At 66.7% G+C, this 17,251-nt stretch carries 15 protein-coding genes; 13 read left to right on the top strand and 2 right to left on the bottom strand.

All coding sequences use genetic code 11. The annotated features are described in order from the left end of the window. Nucleotides 1-416 precede the first annotated feature (416 nt). A complete protein-coding gene (locus ON40_RS21145) occupies nt 417-1,004 on the top strand; it encodes an Rv2732c family membrane protein (RefSeq protein WP_040825933.1) in 588 nt (195 codons plus the stop codon). Between the two features lie 126 nt (nt 1,005-1,130). Here ON40_RS21145 and ON40_RS21140 read toward each other — a convergent pair whose 3' ends face one another. Then, nucleotides 1,131-2,642 (bottom strand): DUF349 domain-containing protein, encoded by a 1,512-nt coding sequence (locus ON40_RS21140; RefSeq protein WP_040825368.1) that lies wholly within the window; start codon nt 2,640-2,642, stop codon nt 1,131-1,133. A 270-nt stretch (nt 2,643-2,912) separates the two neighbouring features. Between ON40_RS21140 and ON40_RS21135 the strand changes: the two genes are divergently transcribed. The 12 genes from ON40_RS21135 (at nt 2,913) to ON40_RS21080 (ending at nt 16,536) form a co-directional block, all read left to right on the top strand. Continuing rightward, a complete protein-coding gene (locus ON40_RS21135) occupies nt 2,913-3,758 on the top strand; it encodes a class III extradiol ring-cleavage dioxygenase family protein (protein ID WP_040825367.1) in 846 nt (281 codons plus the stop codon). Then, nucleotides 3,755-4,693 (top strand): tRNA (adenosine(37)-N6)-dimethylallyltransferase MiaA, encoded by a 939-nt coding sequence (gene miaA, locus ON40_RS21130; protein WP_085997761.1) that lies wholly within the window; start codon nt 3,755-3,757, stop codon nt 4,691-4,693. Before ON40_RS21135 ends, miaA begins: the two co-directional genes overlap by 4 nt. A gap of 196 nt (nt 4,694-4,889) precedes the next feature. Continuing rightward, entirely contained in the window at nt 4,890-5,783 is an 894-nt protein-coding gene (gene dapF / locus ON40_RS21125; protein ID WP_040825929.1) for a diaminopimelate epimerase, read from the top strand. Between the two features lie 102 nt (nt 5,784-5,885). Then, on the top strand, nt 5,886-7,409 hold the full coding sequence (hflX, locus tag ON40_RS21120) for a GTPase HflX (RefSeq protein ID WP_040825366.1): 1,524 nt from the start codon (nt 5,886-5,888) through the stop codon (nt 7,407-7,409). 104 nt (nt 7,410-7,513) lie between these two features. After that, entirely contained in the window at nt 7,514-8,713 is a 1,200-nt protein-coding gene (locus ON40_RS21115; protein WP_373281951.1) for a PucR family transcriptional regulator, read from the top strand. A gap of 41 nt (nt 8,714-8,754) precedes the next feature. After that, nucleotides 8,755-9,306: a hypothetical protein gene (locus tag ON40_RS21110; RefSeq protein ID WP_040825364.1), complete on the top strand. Its 552-nt coding sequence runs from the start codon at nt 8,755-8,757 to the stop codon at nt 9,304-9,306. Between the two features lie 36 nt (nt 9,307-9,342). Continuing rightward, entirely contained in the window at nt 9,343-10,998 is a 1,656-nt protein-coding gene (gene casI, locus ON40_RS21105; protein ID WP_040825363.1) for a steroid-22-oyl-CoA synthetase, read from the top strand. Between the two features lie 60 nt (nt 10,999-11,058). Then, nucleotides 11,059-11,931 (top strand): lysophospholipid acyltransferase family protein, encoded by an 873-nt coding sequence (locus ON40_RS21100; protein ID WP_245567917.1) that lies wholly within the window; start codon nt 11,059-11,061, stop codon nt 11,929-11,931. A gap of 171 nt (nt 11,932-12,102) precedes the next feature. Next, complete coding sequence (locus ON40_RS21095; protein ID WP_040825361.1) at nt 12,103-13,248, top strand: acyl-CoA dehydrogenase family protein; 1,146 nt, start codon at nt 12,103-12,105, stop codon at nt 13,246-13,248. A 410-nt stretch (nt 13,249-13,658) separates the two neighbouring features. Beyond that, nucleotides 13,659-13,943 carry a transposase family protein gene (locus ON40_RS21090; RefSeq protein ID WP_051193369.1) on the top strand — a complete coding sequence of 95 codons (285 nt, stop codon included), beginning with the start codon at nt 13,659-13,661 and terminating at the stop codon, nt 13,941-13,943. Nucleotides 13,944-14,276: 333 nt separating this feature from the next. Then, nucleotides 14,277-15,647 (top strand): hypothetical protein, encoded by a 1,371-nt coding sequence (locus tag ON40_RS21085; protein WP_157186360.1) that lies wholly within the window; start codon nt 14,277-14,279, stop codon nt 15,645-15,647. A gap of 436 nt (nt 15,648-16,083) precedes the next feature. Further along, complete coding sequence (locus tag ON40_RS21080) at nt 16,084-16,536, top strand: hypothetical protein (RefSeq protein ID WP_157186359.1); 453 nt, start codon at nt 16,084-16,086, stop codon at nt 16,534-16,536. 34 nt (nt 16,537-16,570) lie between these two features. Here ON40_RS21080 and ON40_RS21075 read toward each other — a convergent pair whose 3' ends face one another. Continuing rightward, complete coding sequence (locus ON40_RS21075) at nt 16,571-17,164, bottom strand: TetR/AcrR family transcriptional regulator (RefSeq protein WP_063713057.1); 594 nt, start codon at nt 17,162-17,164, stop codon at nt 16,571-16,573. Between the last annotated feature and the right edge of the window lie 87 nt (nt 17,165-17,251).

The raw sequence follows: 17,251 nt of genomic DNA, 5'->3' as shown, positions 1-17,251 counted from the left end.
GGTCCTCCGGCGCGCTGGTACGACGTCGGGTCGTAGTGCCGTGACGTCGAGTCGTAGGGTGGGACCGTGACTCGGTGGCGACGGCCGGATGCCCGGCCCGAGGTGATGCGGAAACCGGATCACCTCATCGGAGAACCGCGACGAGTGGTGGAGAACTGATGCTCGAACGTCCCGAAGACGAATCCCGGCCCGGCGAGTCGGGCTCGGCTGGTGCGCACGGCGATCCCGGGGCGTCGGCCGATCGGGTGTCCGAGGCCGGCGCGCCGGTCGGTGACGCGGTCGAAAAGGGTGCCGAATCCGTTGCGCCGCAGGATGATTCGGGCGAAAACGGTGCCGCCTCGGACACTGCTGCCGCGTCCGGACCCGGTGCCACGTCCGGGGCCCAGAGCAGCGATTCCCAGTCGAACGAGGAGCAGATGAATCCCGAGCAGACTCAGGTCTTCGAGTCCTATCACGACGATCTGGAGGCGGTCGAGCGCAAGATCGCCGGTGAGATCGATCCCGGTTATCGCGCGATGGTGGTCGCGGCCGCGGTGTTCGTGCTGCTGCTGACCCTGGTGCTGCCGCATACCGGGCACACCCGCGGAATGGACATCCTGCTGTTCGACCACACGGCCGTCGCCGACCACATCGGGCTGCCGTCACGGGTGTTCCAGTGGTTCGTGCTGATCTTCGGCATCGGCTTCTCTTCGCTGGCCCTGCTGACCCGCCGCTGGACCCTGGCGTGGATCGCGGTCGCCGGTTCGGCTGTCGGCAGCGTCTTCGGCGTGCTGTCCATCTGGCACCGTCAGACCCCGGACCTGGGCAACTACCACGGCGCCGGACCGTCGATCGGCCTGATCCTCGGTGCGATCGCGATGGTCGTGCTGACCTTCCACTGGCTCAAGGTGGTCTGGAGCCGCACCGCCGTGCAGCTGGAGGCCGAGGAGCAGCGCCGCCTGGCCGCCGCCGAGGAAGAGGAGCGCAGCCGACGCTGGCTGCGAGGCGAGCCCGAGGACCAGTAGCGCACACCGGGCGTCTGCTCCGTGCAGGCCGCCCTCGTGGCGTCGACGGTGATCGGACGCGGCGTCGTTGCCGAGTCCGGTTACCGGGCAAGATGATTCAGTACTCGCAGGTCGGTGCCGGAGGACTCAGCGCCGGGTGACCGCACCCTCGGCGGCCTCGGCCCATTCGCGCCACTGCTGGGCCTGTTCGAGGGCCTTGTCCGCATCGCGGGTGCGACCGGCCGCCTGCGCCTTGGCCGCCTGCTCCTCGAACTGGGCGACCCGCTCGCGGAACTGCGCGGCGCGCGCCACGGCTTCGGGGTCGGTGCGCCGCCACTGTGTGTCGGCCGCGTCGCGGACCTGCTTCTCGATCCCGCGCAACCGGCCCTCGAGTTCCTGCATGCGCTCGCGCGGCACCTTGCCGATCTCGTCCCACTTCTCCTGCAGATGCCGCAGTTCGGTGCGCGCGCCGTCCAGATCCGATTCCAGATGGGCCGCGATCCGGTGCTCGAAGGAGGACAGCAGTTCCAGTTTGGCGGTCGCGTTCTCCTCGAATTCGGCGTCCCGCTCCGAGGCCGCGGAATTGCGCGCGCCGAAGAAGACGTCCTGGGCGTTCTTGAAACGCCGCCACAACTGATCGTCGGCCTCGCGCGGGGCCCGGCCCGCAGCCTTCCACTCGGTCAGCAGATCGCGGAACACCGAAGCGGTGCCGGCCCAGTCGGTCGAGGTGGACAGTTCCTCGGCGCGCACGCACAACTCTTCCTTGCGCGACTTGGCCGCGGCCCGTTCGCGATCGAGTTCGGCGAAATGCGCACCCCGGCGGCGGTTGAACGCCTCACGAGCCTTGGAGAACCGTCGCCACAGGGCGTCGTCGACCTTGCGGTCCACTCCGCGGATGGTCTTCCACTCGTCCAGGATCTCGCGCAGCCGATCGCCCGCGGCCTTCCACTGGGTGGAGTCGTTGGCGATCTGCTCGGCCTCCGCGCACAGGTTCTCCTTGCGCTCGGTCTGCTCGTGCCGGGAGCGCTCCTTCTCCTCCTTGGCCTGCGCGGCCGCCTCATCGGAGTGCTCGGCGATCGCCTGCAGGCGCCGGGCCAGGCCGTCGACGTCGCCGATCACCGCCGCCGTGGGCAACGACTCGGCGAGCGCGAGGGCCGCGGTCTTGGTCTTGCGGGCGTCGGTGCCGGCCGCCAGGCGCGCCTCGAGCAGCCCTACCTCGGTGGCCAGATCGTCGAAGCGGCGACCGAAGTGCGCCAGGCCCTCGGCGGCGTCACCGGCCTGCCAGGAGCCGATCTGCCGATCGCCCTCGGCGGTCTTGACCCAGGCGGTGCCGTCGTCGTCGACGCGGCCCCAGCGGCTCGGATCGCTGACCGTGGGCACCACCACCGGATGCGGATGTTCCTGCGACGCGCCCGGCGCGTGTTTGATCGCATGCGGTTTGGGCGCCTCGTGCGGTGTGGGCGCCTGGGGTTTGCGGGCACCCGGTGTCGGGGTACCCGGTTTCGGTGCGCCCGGCCGCGGTGCACCGGGTTTGGGGACCGGACCGGGCCGTGCCGCTACATCGGCGGGCGTGGCTCCTGGTGTGGCGGGGGTGCTGGACTGCTGCGCCGTGCCGGTGTCCGGATGGGTAGCCTTCTCGGTTCCGCTGTTCTCGGTCATCACTCCTCGTCCCTGCCGCGCGTCACGGCTGCCTGGTTACGCCCTAGCTTCATCCCATTCAACCAGCCGAACCGCAGATACGCCGCCTCTTATCGACGGTGGCGCAGCGCGAGCGGTGGCAGGGACCGCGATTACGTGGTAGGGCCCATCGCCGGAGGGTGCGCGCGAGGGCCGTCGACCTGCCCCCGCGACCGGTCCGAACGGGCCGGTGCGCACCCTGTCCGGACCGGCCGCGCCGCGCTACCGGGGCGGGCCGCTACCGTTGACGACGTGTTCGGTCTCGCCGCGTTGATCCCCTCACCGCCCGTGCTGGTCCCCGAATTGTGCGGCGGACGCCCCGCGGCCGATGACGCGCATCTCGCGGCCCGGGTGCCCGCGTTGCGCGAAGCGGTGCTGACCGCGGTGCGCGAACTCGCCGGGCAGGCGTCGCGGTGGACGGTTGTCGGGGTGGATGTGGCGGCCGACGGAGGTCCCGGTGAAGTGGGGACCTTCGTCACGGAGGCGACGGGCGTGTCGCCGGGGCCGAGCGCGACCCGAGGCGAGGTCCTGGTGTTCGACGCCGGGACGGTCGGCACGTTCCGGGGGTACGGGGCCGATGTTCGCGTCGCACTGTCGGACGACGCGCTGGAGGGGAACGCTCCCGCTGACCCCGATCTGCCGCTGCCGGTGCTGATCGGTGGATGGGTGCGCGGATGCGCGGGGGCCGAGGTGACGGCCACGGCGCGGCTGGTGGATCACGACGCTCCGGTCGCGCGCTGTGTCGAACTGGGCGAGCGGCTGCGTCGCGAGCTGGACGCGGAACCCGAGGCGCACGGTGTGCTGGTGATCGCCGACGGGGCGGCCACCTTGTCGACCAGTGCGCCCGGCTACCTGGATCCACGCGCGCAGGCGGTGCAGGACGAGATCGATGACGCCCTGTCCGCAGGCGACCGGACCGCCCTGACGACGCTGGACACCGATCTGTGCGCTGAGCTCGGAGTATCGGGCCGCGCGGCCTACCAGGTGCTGGCCGGATTGTTCTCTGCCGATGTCCCGAAGGTCGAAACCCTCTACCGGGCAGCGCCTTTCGGTGTCGGCTATCAGGTGAGCACCTGGCGTTCCGGGAATGCTTCGTGATCACCCCGATCGCGGTGGTCGGTCCCACTGCCACCGGAAAGTCCGATCTCGCACTGGAATTGGCGCAACGCCTGGATGGCGAGATCGTCAACATCGATGCCATGCAGTTGTATCGCGGGATGGATATCGGCACCGCCAAACTGCCGGTCGCACAACGTCGCGGCATCGTCCACCACCAGCTCGACGTGCTCGACGTCACCGAAACCGCCACCGTCGCGGCCTATCAGAGCGGCGCCTCGGCCGATGTCGAGGACATCATGGCGCGCGGGCGCACCCCGGTCATCGTGGGCGGATCGATGATGTACGTCCAGGCGTTGCTGGACCGGTGGGATTTTCCGGCCACCGATCCGCAGGTGCGTGCGAAATGGGAGGCGTTGCTCGCCGAGGAGGGGGTTGTCGCCGTGCATGCCGCGCTGCGGGAGGCCGATCCCGTTGCAGCGCAGACGATTCTGGCCACCGACGGCCGCCGCATGGTGCGCGCGCTCGAGGTGGTCGAACTCACCGGCCGCCCGTTCGCCGCCTCACAGCCACGGATCGGCGAGCCGCATTGGGGCACAATCATTCTCGGTGTCGACCGTGAGACCGCTCAGCTCGATGCGCGCATCGAGATCCGCACGGCTGCCATGTTCGACGAGGGGCTCGTGGACGAGGTGCGCACCCTGCTCGAACAGGGCTTGCGAGAAGGTCGAACCGCCTGCCGTGCGATCGGATACGCCCAGGTACTCGCCTACCTCGACGGCGAATACGACCTCGCGCACGCTCAGGAACGCACCTTCATCGGCACCCGCCGCTACGTTCGCCGTCAGCGCTCCTGGTTCCGCCGCGACCCTCGCGTGCATTGGCTGGACGGCGCTGCCCCTGACCTCCCCGACACCGCCCTCGAACACGTGCGCCCCCTCCTCGCCCCGGACACCCGAGAACGCTTGGAGCGTTGAGATACGGTTCCGCAGCCGAGCAGCCGGTGAGTTGTGCGGCGATCGATGTTCGGTTCGGAGCGGGTGAGGTTTTTCGGGAATGCCCCTTGACGGAATCCCCGCTTCGGACATGGTGTTGGACGAGATGCGGAGATCCGGGCGGACCCCGGTGACGAGTGGTGTGGTGCGGAACAGGGAGAATGCGGGAGTGTCCGATATCGAATTCACCAAAGGCCACGGCACGCAGAACGATTTCGTGATCCTGTTCGACCCGGAGGCCGAGCTGGATCTCACGGTGAGCCGGGTGGCGGCGCTGTGCGATCGGCAGCGCGGCCTGGGCGCTGACGGTGTGTTGCGGGTGGCGTGGGGTGAACCCCTGGTCGAAGCCGGTGTGCTGGACGCGCTGCCCGAGGGGATCGGTCCGGACGACTGGTTCATGGACTACCGCAACGCCGACGGTTCGATCGCGGAGATGTGCGGTAACGGGGTGCGGGTGTTCGCCCATCATCTGGCGGTGATCGGCGCGGAGACCAGCGGATCGTTCGTGGTCGGGACACGTGCGGGGGCACGGCCGGTGGTCGTGCACGCCGCGGATCGGGTGCACGGTGAGGTCACCGTGGAGATGGGCACGGTGCGGCAACTGGGCGAATCCTTCGCGACGCTCGGTGGTCGGGCGCTGCCGGGCATCGGCATCGACGTCGGCAATCCGCACCTGGCCTGCGTGGATCCGCAACTGACCGCCGAGGCCCTGACGAAACTCGATCTGACCGTGGCCCCCGGCTACGCACCCGAGATGTTCCCGCACGGTGTGAACGTCGAAATCCTCACCGCACTGGGTGATTCCGGCTCCACTGTGCGCGGGGTCGACATGCGCGTGTACGAACGCGGCGTCGGCGAAACGCGTTCCTGCGGAACGGGAACCGTGGCCGCGGCGGCCGCGGCACTGGTGCGCGAGGGCGTCGTGATCGAGCACGACTCCGGTGAGGTGGTCGTGCGGGTGCCCGGGGGAGCGGTCACCGTCACGATCGATCACGGCAGCGCGCGCCTGCGCGGGCCGTCCGAACTGGTCGCCTCCGGCCGCATCGCCGGGCAGTGGTGGGACGAGATCTGATCCTCGTATCGGTCGCGGACGACCGCACCACCCGGACGTGCAGGCCGTGCCGGAAATAACTCGAGTGCATCTTCGTGTTCTGTCGTGGGAGCATGGAGGTATATGAGGAAATCCGAAACGTATGAGTTCACTCCGGTCGACGAGTTGGCCCCGGAGGATACGACCGACCCGGACGAGGATCGTGCGGGCGGCGGCTGGGCTCCCGAACCGACCGTCGGCGAACTGCAGCTCGAGGAGCGCAGCTCGCTACGACGCGTCGCGGGTCTGTCCACCGAGCTCACCGACGTCACCGAGGTCGAATACCGGAAGCTGCGCCTGGAACGGGTCGTGCTGGTCGGAGTGTGGACCGAGGGCACCGCGACGCAGGCTGATGCGAGCATGGCCGAACTGGCCGCACTCGCCGAGACCGCGGGCTCGCAGGTGCTCGACGCGCTGATCCAGCGCCGCGACAAACCCGATCCGGCCACCTACATCGGCTCCGGCAAGGCCGACGAGCTGCGCGCGGTGGTACTCGACACCGGTGCGGACACCGTGGTCTGTGACGGCGAGCTGACTCCCGCGCAGCTGACCGCGCTGGAGAAGGTCGTCAAGGTCAAGGTGATCGACCGGACCGCGCTGATTCTGGACATCTTCGCCCAGCACGCGACCTCCCGAGAGGGTAAGGCGCAGGTCTCGCTGGCGCAGATGGAGTACATGCTGCCGCGGTTGCGCGGCTGGGGTGAGTCGATGTCCCGGCAGGCCGGTGGACGCGCGGGCGGTGCGGGCGGCGGTGTGGGTACCCGTGGTCCCGGTGAGACCAAGATCGAGACCGATCGTCGTCGGATCCGCGAGCGCATGGCGAAATTGCGCCGCGAGATCCGGGAGATGAAGACCGCCCGCGACACCAAGCGGTCGCGACGCACCTCCAGCGGCATTCCGTCGGTGGCGATCGTCGGCTACACCAACGCGGGTAAATCGAGTCTGATGAACTCGCTGACCGGTGCGGGCATCCTGGTGCAGGACGCGCTGTTCGCCACCCTGGATCCGACCACGCGTCGCGCCGCCCTCGAGGACGGTCGCGAGGTCGTGTTCACCGACACCGTCGGCTTCGTCCGGCATCTGCCGACGCAGTTGGTGGAAGCGTTCCGCTCGACGCTCGAGGAGGTCACCGGCGCGGATCTGCTGCTGCACGTCGTGGACGGCTCCGATCCGCTGCCCGGCGAGCAGATCAAGGCGGTGCGCGCGGTCGTCGTCGACGTGCTGCGCGAGACCGGGATCCCGGCTCCGCCGGAGTTGTTGGTGGTCAACAAGATCGACGCCCTGGACCCGATGGAGCTGACCCAGTTGCGCGGGCTGCTCCCGGACGCGGTGTTCGTCTCGGCGCGCAGCGGACAGGGCATCGAGGACCTCCGCGACCGCCTGGCCGATATTCTCGGCGGCCTGGATGTCGAGGTCAGCGTGCTGCTGCCGTACAGCCGCGGCGATCTGCTGTCCCGGATCCACGCGGACGGCAGCATCATCAGCTCCGACCATCAGGAGTCCGGCACCCGGGTCTGCGCGCGCGTTCCGCGTTCGCTGGCCGCGTCGCTGGCCGAATACGCTCACGCGGGATCCGCCGAATCCGAGGGTTTGGTCTCCCAGGACTGATCGCACAAGGCCGAGTCCCACTGAGTCGGTGACTTCTGGCGGAACCCGCATCGGTCTTGCCACGCTGGTCTGATATCGGCCGAAGTGGAGAGTGCTGGTGCGAGGTGTCTGTGCCGGGTGGTGAGGTTCCGCGGCTGTCGGCGTTGGGCGCGGATCCTTCCGCGGTGCTGCGCGTCGTCGGGTATTTCGACCGTTTCGACGAATCCGCCGCCAACGCCGACACCGTGGTCCGGGCCGCGGCGTTGCTGGCGGAATGCCCGGTCGGTGCGGTGTGGTCGTCCGGGACGACGATCCGGTACGACGCGTCCGGGCGGCTCGTGCCGGGTGCCTCCCCGCCGGATGCCTTCGGCGCGGATCCGGCGGTGTGGCTCGAACCGGTGGGTTCCGTGCACCCGCTGCATCCGGTGCTGCTGGATCGGTTGCGGCACTGCCTGCTGATGGTGGCCGTGCGGTTGTCGCTGTCGGGCCCGCTGCATCTGGACGATCCGGCCCTGCTCGAGGTCGTGCTGTCCGAGAAGGAGCGGCGCGAGGATCGGGTGCGGGCCCTGCGGCTGCTGGGTATCGATCCCGAACGCGCGGTGCGGGTGTTCGCGGTGACGGGTCCGGCTACCCAGGATGCGGTGCGGATCATCGCCGAACGGATGTCGGTGGTCAGATCCGCCGTCATCGGTGCGACGACCGCGGTGCTGGTGCTCGATTCCGGTCCGATTCGGCAGATCTCGGATGATCTGAATTCGGCTGTGGTGCAGTCGTTTCCGTCCTTCCGATCGGGGGCGGCCGGGCCGCGGGTCGGCATCGGGGAACGAGTGGCGCCGCTCGCGGCGGCGTCGTCCTGGGAGCAGGCGCGGCGGGCGCTGCGCTTCGCCTCCTCGACGTGGCAGGGCCGCCGGGTGGTCGCCTTCGAGCGACTGGGGTCGCTGGAGTTGCTGGCCGATCTGCCGGTGCAGCGCCTGCTGGGAACGGCAGATATGGTGCGTATCAACGGATTCGCCGAGACCGAGGCGGGTGCGTTGGCCGTCGACACGCTCGAGGCGTTCTGCGTCTTCGGTTCGCTGCGCCGCACGGCCGCGGAACTTCATCTGCATCACAGCACGGTCGCCGCGCGGATCGCGCACGTCGAATCGGTCATGGGCTGGAATGTGGACCAGGCGCTGGATCGGTTCTGCGCGACGCTGGTGCTGACCGTGCGCCGCCTCGCACTGTCCTCGGCCGAGCTGGCGTGCGGTGACCCGACGCGTGTCGGGTCCGGCGACGCATTCCGCCGACGTGCGGCGGATGATCCGGGCGCGGGTGATCGGCGATGATCTCCGAGCACACCCGATGACCCGAAAAGGAGTGTCGCACAATGGCTGTCATCGATCCGGACCGCACCTGGGCCCCGCTGGAGAAGCGGCTGGCCGAGACCACCGACGAACGGCATCGTCGCGTGCTGCGCATCGTCATCGAGCATATGAAGGCCGAGGCCGTGCCCGATCTGGACGGACTCATGCGCACGCTGACGCCCGAGCCGGACTATCACTTCTGGAACGACGGCCGGGACGTCGGCCCGAAGACGTATGCCGGGGTCCGGGACTACTATCAGGCGTTCGTCGAAAGTCGTTCCAACATACTGGAATTCGAGATCGATCGGCTGGTGGTCGACGACCACTGCGTGGTCACCGAGGGTTTCCTGCGACAGATCTATCCGGGCGCGTACGCCGCACAGCTGGGCTTCCCGGTGGACGACCCGGCCGCGGACTATCTGATCGTGTTCCGGCAGCTGCTGCTGTGGCCGATCGACGAGCACGGGGCGATCATCGGTGAGGATTCCTATCATTCGGGTCCGGCCGAGATCCGCAAGCTGTCGCGGGAGGAATTGCCGCAGACGTATATCGAACTCGTGCACGCGGATTCGTAACCGACCGGAGAACGGCTGAGGGAAAGCGAGGTCGAGATGACCGACCACCTGCGCACCGATATCGCGACGATGCTGCTGGATCGGCTGGGCGACGACCGGCCCGGCCTGCTGTCCCGCACCGCCACCTGGACCTGGGACGAGGTGGTGCTGGAATCGGCGGCGCGCGCGGCGCTGGCCCGGGACCTGCGCCGCGACGGCCCTTTCCACATCGGCGTGCTGCTGGAGAACGTGCCGGATTTCGTGTTCTGGCTCGGCGCGGCGGCATTGGCGGGCGCGACCGTGGTCGGCATCAATCCCACCCGCGGCACCGAACAGCTCGGCGCGGACATCCGGTACACCGACTGCCAGCTCATCGTCACCGATTCCGCCGGGCTGGCACGGCTGCGGGATCTGGATACCGGACTGTCGCTGGACCGGTTTCTGCTGGTCGACGATCCGGAGTACGGGCGCGCGGTGCGGGAGCATCGGTGCGAACCGGAGGCCGTCGGGGGACCGGACTCGCTGCTGCTGTTGCTGTTCACCTCCGGAACCACCGGGATGTCCAAGGCGGTCAAATGCTCCCAGGGCCGCCTGACCCGGGTGGCGTACGCGGCGGTCGAGAAATTCGGGCATATCCGCGAGGACGTCGAGTACTGCTGTATGCCGCTGTTCCACGGCAACGCCATCATGGCGCTGTGGTCCCCGGCCCTGGCGGTCGGGGCGACGGTCTGTCTGACGCCGAAATTCTCTGCGTCCCAATTCCTTCCGGATATCCGGTACTACGGCGCGACCTTCTTCACCTATGTGGGCAAGGCACTGGGCTACCTGATGGCCACGCCCGAGACGCCCGACGATGCCGACAACCGCCTGACCCGTGGGTTCGGCACCGAGGCGTCGACGGCGGACCAGGCCGAATTCCGCCGCCGCTTCGGCGCGGAACTGTTCGAGGGCTACGGCTCGAGCGAAGGTTCCGGCATGGTCGCGCTGGATCCGCACTCGCCGCCCGGTGCCCTGGGCCGTCCCGCACATGCCGGGGTCGCGGTCGTCCACCCGGACACGCTGACCGAATGCCTCCGCGCCGAACTGGACGAATACGGCCGGGTCCGCAATCCCGACGAGGCGATCGGCGAGATGGTCGACAAGGCGGGTGCGCTGTCCTTCGAGGGGTACTACAAGAACGACGTCGCCGACGCCGAACGCATCCGTAACGGCTGGTACTGGACCGGTGATCTGGGTTACATCGATACCGGCGGATTCCTGTACTTCGCCGGTCGCAAGGGCGACTGGATTCGGGTGGACGGGGAGAACACCTCGGCGCTGATGATCGAACGGGTGCTGCGCCGTCATCCCGCGGTGATCGCCGCGGCGGTCTACGGCGTGCCCGATCCGCGCTCGGGCGATCAGGTGATGGCGGCGGTCGAGGTCGCCGATCCGGCCTTGTTCGATCTGCGTGAATTCGCCGAATTCCTCTGTGCCCAAGACGATCTCGGGACCAAGGGGACCCCGCGCCTCTTGCGGGTCTCGGCGAATCTGCCGGTGACCGGTTCGAACAAGGTGCTCAAACGGCAGCTTCAGGAACAGGGCTGGCGTACCGACGAGGCGGTGTACCGCTGGTCCGGGCGCGGTGCACCCGAGTACGCCGCGCTGACCGAGCCGGGCAGATCCGCGCTCGAGGCCGAATTCGCCGCGCACGATCGGCAGCGTCTGCTCTGAGAATCCTCTCAGCCGGCGTCGTTACCATGGCGGCATTCGAACGGCCTGCAGGGAGGATTCTTGTCCGAAATCGAGCCGGTAGCGACGGCTACCGCCGACGGTACGTTGACGGATGGCGCGCCGCTACGAATGTCGTTGACCGAGAGCGATATTCGAAGACTCGAGGCGTTCGCGGCGCCGATGCGGGCATGGACCAGTCCGGTATTCCACGGATTGGACAACATTCCCGCGGACGGGCCGGTGCTCCTGGTGGGCAACCACAATTTCCTGGGCATCGATACCCCGGTGCTGTGGCCCGAACTCGCGCGCACGCGAGGGCGGCTGCTGCGCGGTCTCGCCGAGAACGTGCTGATCACGGTGCCGGGTGTGCGGCATCTGCTGCAAAGTATCGGGTGCGTGCGGGGCAATCGCGAGAATTGCCGCACGCTGCTCGAAGAGGGGGAGATGGTGCTGGTCTTCCCGGGCGGCGGGCGCGAGGCCGTGCGTCGCAAGGGGGAGAAGTACGTCCTCAAATGGGAGGGCCGCACCGGTTTCGCGCGGATGGCGATCGAGACCGGCGCGCCGATCGTGCCGTTGGCGATGATCGGCGCGGACGACGTCTACGACATCATCTTCGACGGCGACGATCTGGCCATGCGCCCGGTGCGGATGCTCGTGCAGGCGCTGGGCATGCGCGGCAATCTGACGCCGCCGCTGGTTCGTGGCCTGGGCCGGACGCTGCTGCCCAAACCCGAGCGGTTCTACTACGCGGCGGGCACACCCATCGAGACCACCCCGTGGGCCGACGCCCCGGATCTGGACAAGGCCGCCGAGGATCTGCAGGCGGTGGTGCGCAAGGCGCTCGAGGAGGAGTTGCGTTTCCTGTTCGCCGAGCGGGAGCGTGACCGCGGCAGGACCCTGTGGGGCCGGGTGCGCGGGTCGATCGGCCTGTAGCGCCCGCGCTACGGGAAGGTTTACCGCGGTTCGGATGGCCGCTCTCGTCGCCTGACCACCGTGTCACGCAGTTGGGACTACTTTTTCCAGGATCGAAGTAAACGGTGATTCGACTTCCATGTACCGTATGGGCAGAGGCGAGGTAGCCCATGTGGTCACAAGGAGGTTGGCGTGGAGCGCACCCTTTTCGAACCGGAGCACGACCTGTTCCGGGAGTCGTACGGCAAATTTCTCGAGCAGTACGTCGCACCGAACCATGCGCAGTGGGAGCAGGAGGGCGTCGTCGACCGGCAGGTCTGGCTCGAGGCCGGTAAGCAGGGATTCCTGGGCATGGCCGTGCCCGAGGAGTTCGGCGGCGGCGGTGTGAAGGACTTCCGCTACAACGCGATCATCACCGAGGAGACCGCCAAGGGGCAGTACTCGGGCCTGGGATTCACGCTGCACAACGACGTGATCGCCCCCTATCTGCTGGAACTGGCGAACGAGGAGCAGAAGCAGCGCTGGCTGCCCGGTTTCTGTTCCGGTGAGATCATCACCGCCATCGCCATGACCGAACCCGGCACCGGGTCGGATCTGCAGGGGATCAAGACCCGCGCGGTCAAGGACGGCGACGACTGGATCCTCAACGGCGCCAAGACATTCATCACCAACGGCATCAACTCCGACATAGTGATCGTGGTCGCCCAGACCGATCCGGAGAAGGGGTCGATGGGCTTCTCGCTGTTGGTCGTCGAGCGCGGTATGCCCGGTTTCGAGCGCGGTCGCAATCTGGACAAGATCGGCCTCAAGGCGCAGGACACCGCCGAGCTGAGCTTCACCGACGTCCGGGTTCCCGGCAAGAACCTGCTGGGCACCGAGGGGATGGGCTTCATCCACCTCATGCAGAACCTCCCGCAGGAGCGGCTGTCCATCGCCGTGATGGCCGCCGCGGCCATGGAGGGCTGCCTGGACATGACCATCCAGTACGTCCGCGACCGCAAGGCTTTCGGCAAGCCCATCGGCGCCCAGCAGAACACCCGCTTCGTCATGGCCGAACTCGCCACCAAGACCACCGCGGTCCGCGTCCTGGTCGACAAGTGCATCGAGGCCCTCAACGACGGCAAACTCACCGTCGAGGAGGCCGCCATGGCCAAGTGGTGGAGCACCGAGGAAGAACTCGACCTCATCACCAAGTGCCTGCAACTCCACGGCGGCTACGGCTACATGCGCGAATACCCCATCGCCAAGGCCTACATGGACGCCCGCGTCCAGACCATCTACGGCGGCACGACCGAGATCATGAAGGAGATCATCGGGCGTTCGCTGAAACTTGCCTGACAGGGGGGTTCCGGGGTCAGGAGGCGGCCTCCGTCCCCTTTTGGCCCCCTTCCAGATCTGAAAGAGCCCCGTTTCGAGGGGGTGCCCTACTGGGGTATCCCCCTCGGGGCGGGTGAAGACACTCTCGATTGCGTCCCTCGTGTGAGCATTCTGATCCGGCCACGGATGCGTGTAGACGTTCAACGTCAGGGAGTCCAGGAAACTCCTGGCACGCCCTACCGCGTTCGCCTGTATCGGTCGCATCCAGCGCCTCGTCGATGACAAGGACAGCGACCTGACTGACGTTGTTACCCAGGCACATTCGTACGGTGGCGTGGATGCCGGTCGAATCGCTGTGCAGGGACGGCTCGAGGTCGGCCCGCATCACCGCCTGCAGCTGCAAATGACCTGTGCCCCCAACAGCCACGGGCATGAACGTGCAGGTCGCGTGCGACCTGCACGGCAACCTGGTATGGATCTCCGACCCGATCGACGGCAACCACCACGACAGCTTCTGCCTGACCAGGTCCGGAGTCCTCGACGGACTCGAGTCGGGATTGTCGCCGGCGGACAAGGGATATCTCGGAAGCGGCATGATCACGCCATTCCGCAAGCCGCCCGGTGGAAAGCTTCTCGACTCGCAGAAGGAGTTCAACACCGCGATAAACAAGATCCGATGGACTTCCACAAAAGTGCTGCTGAATAAGCGTCCATGATATGGCAGTGTGGAAAGTGGAAATATCCGCCAGTCGGCGGATATTTATGAATCCGAGGGCGGTTTCGATGCGGCGTTGCCCCTATTTTCGGGGCTCTGGGCAATTCGCCCGCGCGGATGTACCATTTGCAATGTGAGGGAGAGGATTTCGGCACATCTGTCGATGGGGTCGGGGGCACGTGGGCGGGCATGGCTACGCAGGCGACGAAGCGTGAGGTGTGTTTCAGTGCTTGTTGTCGCCATTGTCAGGCGGGCCGAGACAGTGGGTCTTGCGCCCGGGTGACTTTTAATCTCCACGGGAGAAACTAAAACTCTATATTGAGGAACTCGTTCGATGGTAATGTCATTGTACGATGAGCTGGAGCCGCTGCTTACCAAGCTTGGGCAACTGGCCGACAGTACATTCGAGTATAATATGTCCCAACCATCCGCGTTGTCTCCAGAGCAGACTCAGCAGGTGGTGAGGGATTTCAATAGTGATCTATCATGCCTCATTGCTCGATTCCGCGGGTACTATTCGCTGGACGGACCCGATCTGGCTCAGGTTGCTGATCAGTTCACTGTTTCCTCGGATCAGTGGACGTCGCCGGTGAGTTTTTCCGCGTTCTGTTGTATCGCACGGGCCGTCGCGAATGTCAACGATGTGGGGAGAATGATCCACTATGGGCTGTGGCAAGGTCAGGGGGCGAAGGCATTCTGCGATAATTTCCTGAATCTGTTCCAGCCAACCGCTCAAGTCCACGGCCTGTGCGCTCGAGAATTGGCCATCAGCGCGAAGGCGCTCGCTGATGCGGTCGAGCAGGCCAAGGAATCCGTCCTGTGGATCTGCAAGGAAATGATTCGATTTCTCGGCGGAGGGGGTGACGCTGGGGTGCCGCCCGGTTCGTACGAACCAGATGGCAATACGACTATCGGATTCGCCGGGATCCTCATCGGCGCGGTCCAGGTATTCGCCGGAGTGTTCGAACCTGAAATTGACTTCGCCGATATACTGCTCAGCGCTACCGGGACTGCCTTCGGCATAATCACGGAATCGAAGTCTCCTTTCCCGAAGGAACCCATCGGCCTTGCGGACTCGGGCACAAACCCGCAAGTCGCATCGGAGCTCATCCATAACGCGTGGACGGCGTTGGACGGACTCGATAGGAACATCGCCGAGTTCGACCAGAAGATCGGACGGGGACTCGAGACCGACCTCGACAAGTCCGGGCCTTTCAGCAGCTCGTTCGCTCGGCTACAGGACCCGCACCTGCAGTCCTCGGCGTTTCAACTGAACGTCCAGGGATTCGATGACGCCGACGACCCGGTTGTCGTCGACCTCGTCCGGCTGTACAACGCCGGGTATCGCACCCTGCCGGCAGCCGCTGAGCAGTACCGCAACGCCGCGGGGGTCTGTTCGGCAGCGCGGATCGTCGGTGTGGATCACCAGTTCCCGAGTGCGGTGCAGAAGTTCAACGAGGCGGCGGACACACTCGACCGACTGTTGACCACAGTCGTCGGCGAACTCACCGAATCCGCACAAGCAATGGTGCACGCGGCCACGACATACCGCGAGGCCGACCAACACGAATCCGCTGAGGAATTCACTACGATCCAGGGGCTGGTGCGCGATATCCCGCCACCGGGCAGCTTCGCGGCCCAGGACCAGTACACACCGCCTGGATGGCTTGCAGACCTGTACCAACCACCTGGATGGCTTCCATGAGGCCGGACTTCGGATCGGCTGACAAGCGTTCGTGCTGACCCACAGTGCGGTCGGGTGACCGGGTGACGGCGATCGGCGTCACCGCCGCGTCGATCACCGGGCCCACGAACGCCGGGCCGTCCAGACCGCCCGCCGCGAATCCGAAATCTGCCACGCCATCGACGACGAGTACCGCAGCTTCCATGTCGTAAAGAGTGCGGAATCTGTCGGAAGCGACACCATGCAGCGGCGATCTTTCTCCCTATCGTTCATATATGACTCGTTTGCGACATCTCGCCACTGAGTCGACGGCCTACCCGGCACGAGCGCTCCATCATCCGATGGTGCGGATGCGCGCCGAGGTAGCTTCCGGAACGAGGGGACGAGAATGCGCATCAATTGCAGCCGCTGTCGCACAGTCGAATACACGGTCGCGCCGGCGGACGCGAGCCGTGGTGTGATCGATCTCGAGCCGATGGTGGTGAGCACGACGACGGGTTTCGCCGACTGCCTGCTGGTCCGGGTAGGTGTCGAGCGCGGGGATGCGGCGCTGGCCGATGTCGCCGCGAGGGTCGTGGACCGCATGGCCGTTCGGACGGACGCGGCGATCACGGTCATCGACGGCTTCGCGCGGCGCACGCTGGCGCGAGGAAGCGATCGGCACTACTGCCGAGGGCGGGGCGCCGGCACCGCCGAGGTGTTGCGGGAGCTGGCGGAGGGACTGGAGGAAAGTGGCCACGCCGTGCATCTCGTATCGGCAGGATGGAACAAGAGCTGGGATGCCGAGCTGCTCGAATCTGCGGGCGCCCAATGCGTGGTCGATCTGACCGAGGGCAATGAGCCGGTCGTCTGGAGTTCGGAGAACATCTGCGGGTGGAATTCGCGGTGTGGTCCGCTGTTTCGACCATAGTCGATTCCGGTTCGCCGCTCCCCTGAGAGCGGGATCACCCTGCGGTGTCGGCGATTTCGCCGACACCGGACGAGAGCCCCGCGAGCAGGCTCGCCGCCGTCGTCTGGAACATGTCGAGATCGCCGTACAACCGGGCCACCAACATCGAGCCTTCCAGGCAGCTGATGATCATGTGTGCCTTCTCGCGCGGAGATTCGGCGAAGGTGAGTGTTCGTTCCCGCTGTCCCTGCGTCAGTACCTCGGAGAGCCACTCCTTGTTTCGTTCGAAGAAGTGGACCACCGATTGCTGCATGGGCTCGGACAGCGTCGTGTGTTCCGCGGCGAGCATGCCGCACAAGCACATTCGCTCCTCGCGCAGGACGCCCGCGTACAGGCTCGCATAGTGCTCGAGCCGGGCGGGGGCGTCCCGATCATCGACCGCCGACAGCGCCTCGAAGAACCGTTGCTCGTACCGCTGCACGAGTGCCAGGCCCAGCTCAGCTTTGCTCGGAAAGTGGTAGTGCAGAGCGGGTTTGGAGATCGACAGAGTTGCGGCGATGTCGGCGTAGCTGAACCCGTTGAACCCGCGACTCTGCACGAGTCGCTCAGCGACGTCGAGGATGTGTGACGACGTGGGGCGTGGCGTCATTGTCCTGTGCCTCTTGACTAGCGGGCGGGTACTGGTGAGAATCTGACCTACTGGTAAATCAGTGTATGTCGAGCGATCCGATACGAC

The organism is Nocardia jiangxiensis NBRC 101359 (assembly GCF_000308615.1).
Classification (GTDB): Bacteria; Actinomycetota; Actinomycetes; order Mycobacteriales; family Mycobacteriaceae; genus Nocardia; species Nocardia jiangxiensis.
This window is presented reverse-complemented; position numbering and strand designations above follow the sequence as displayed.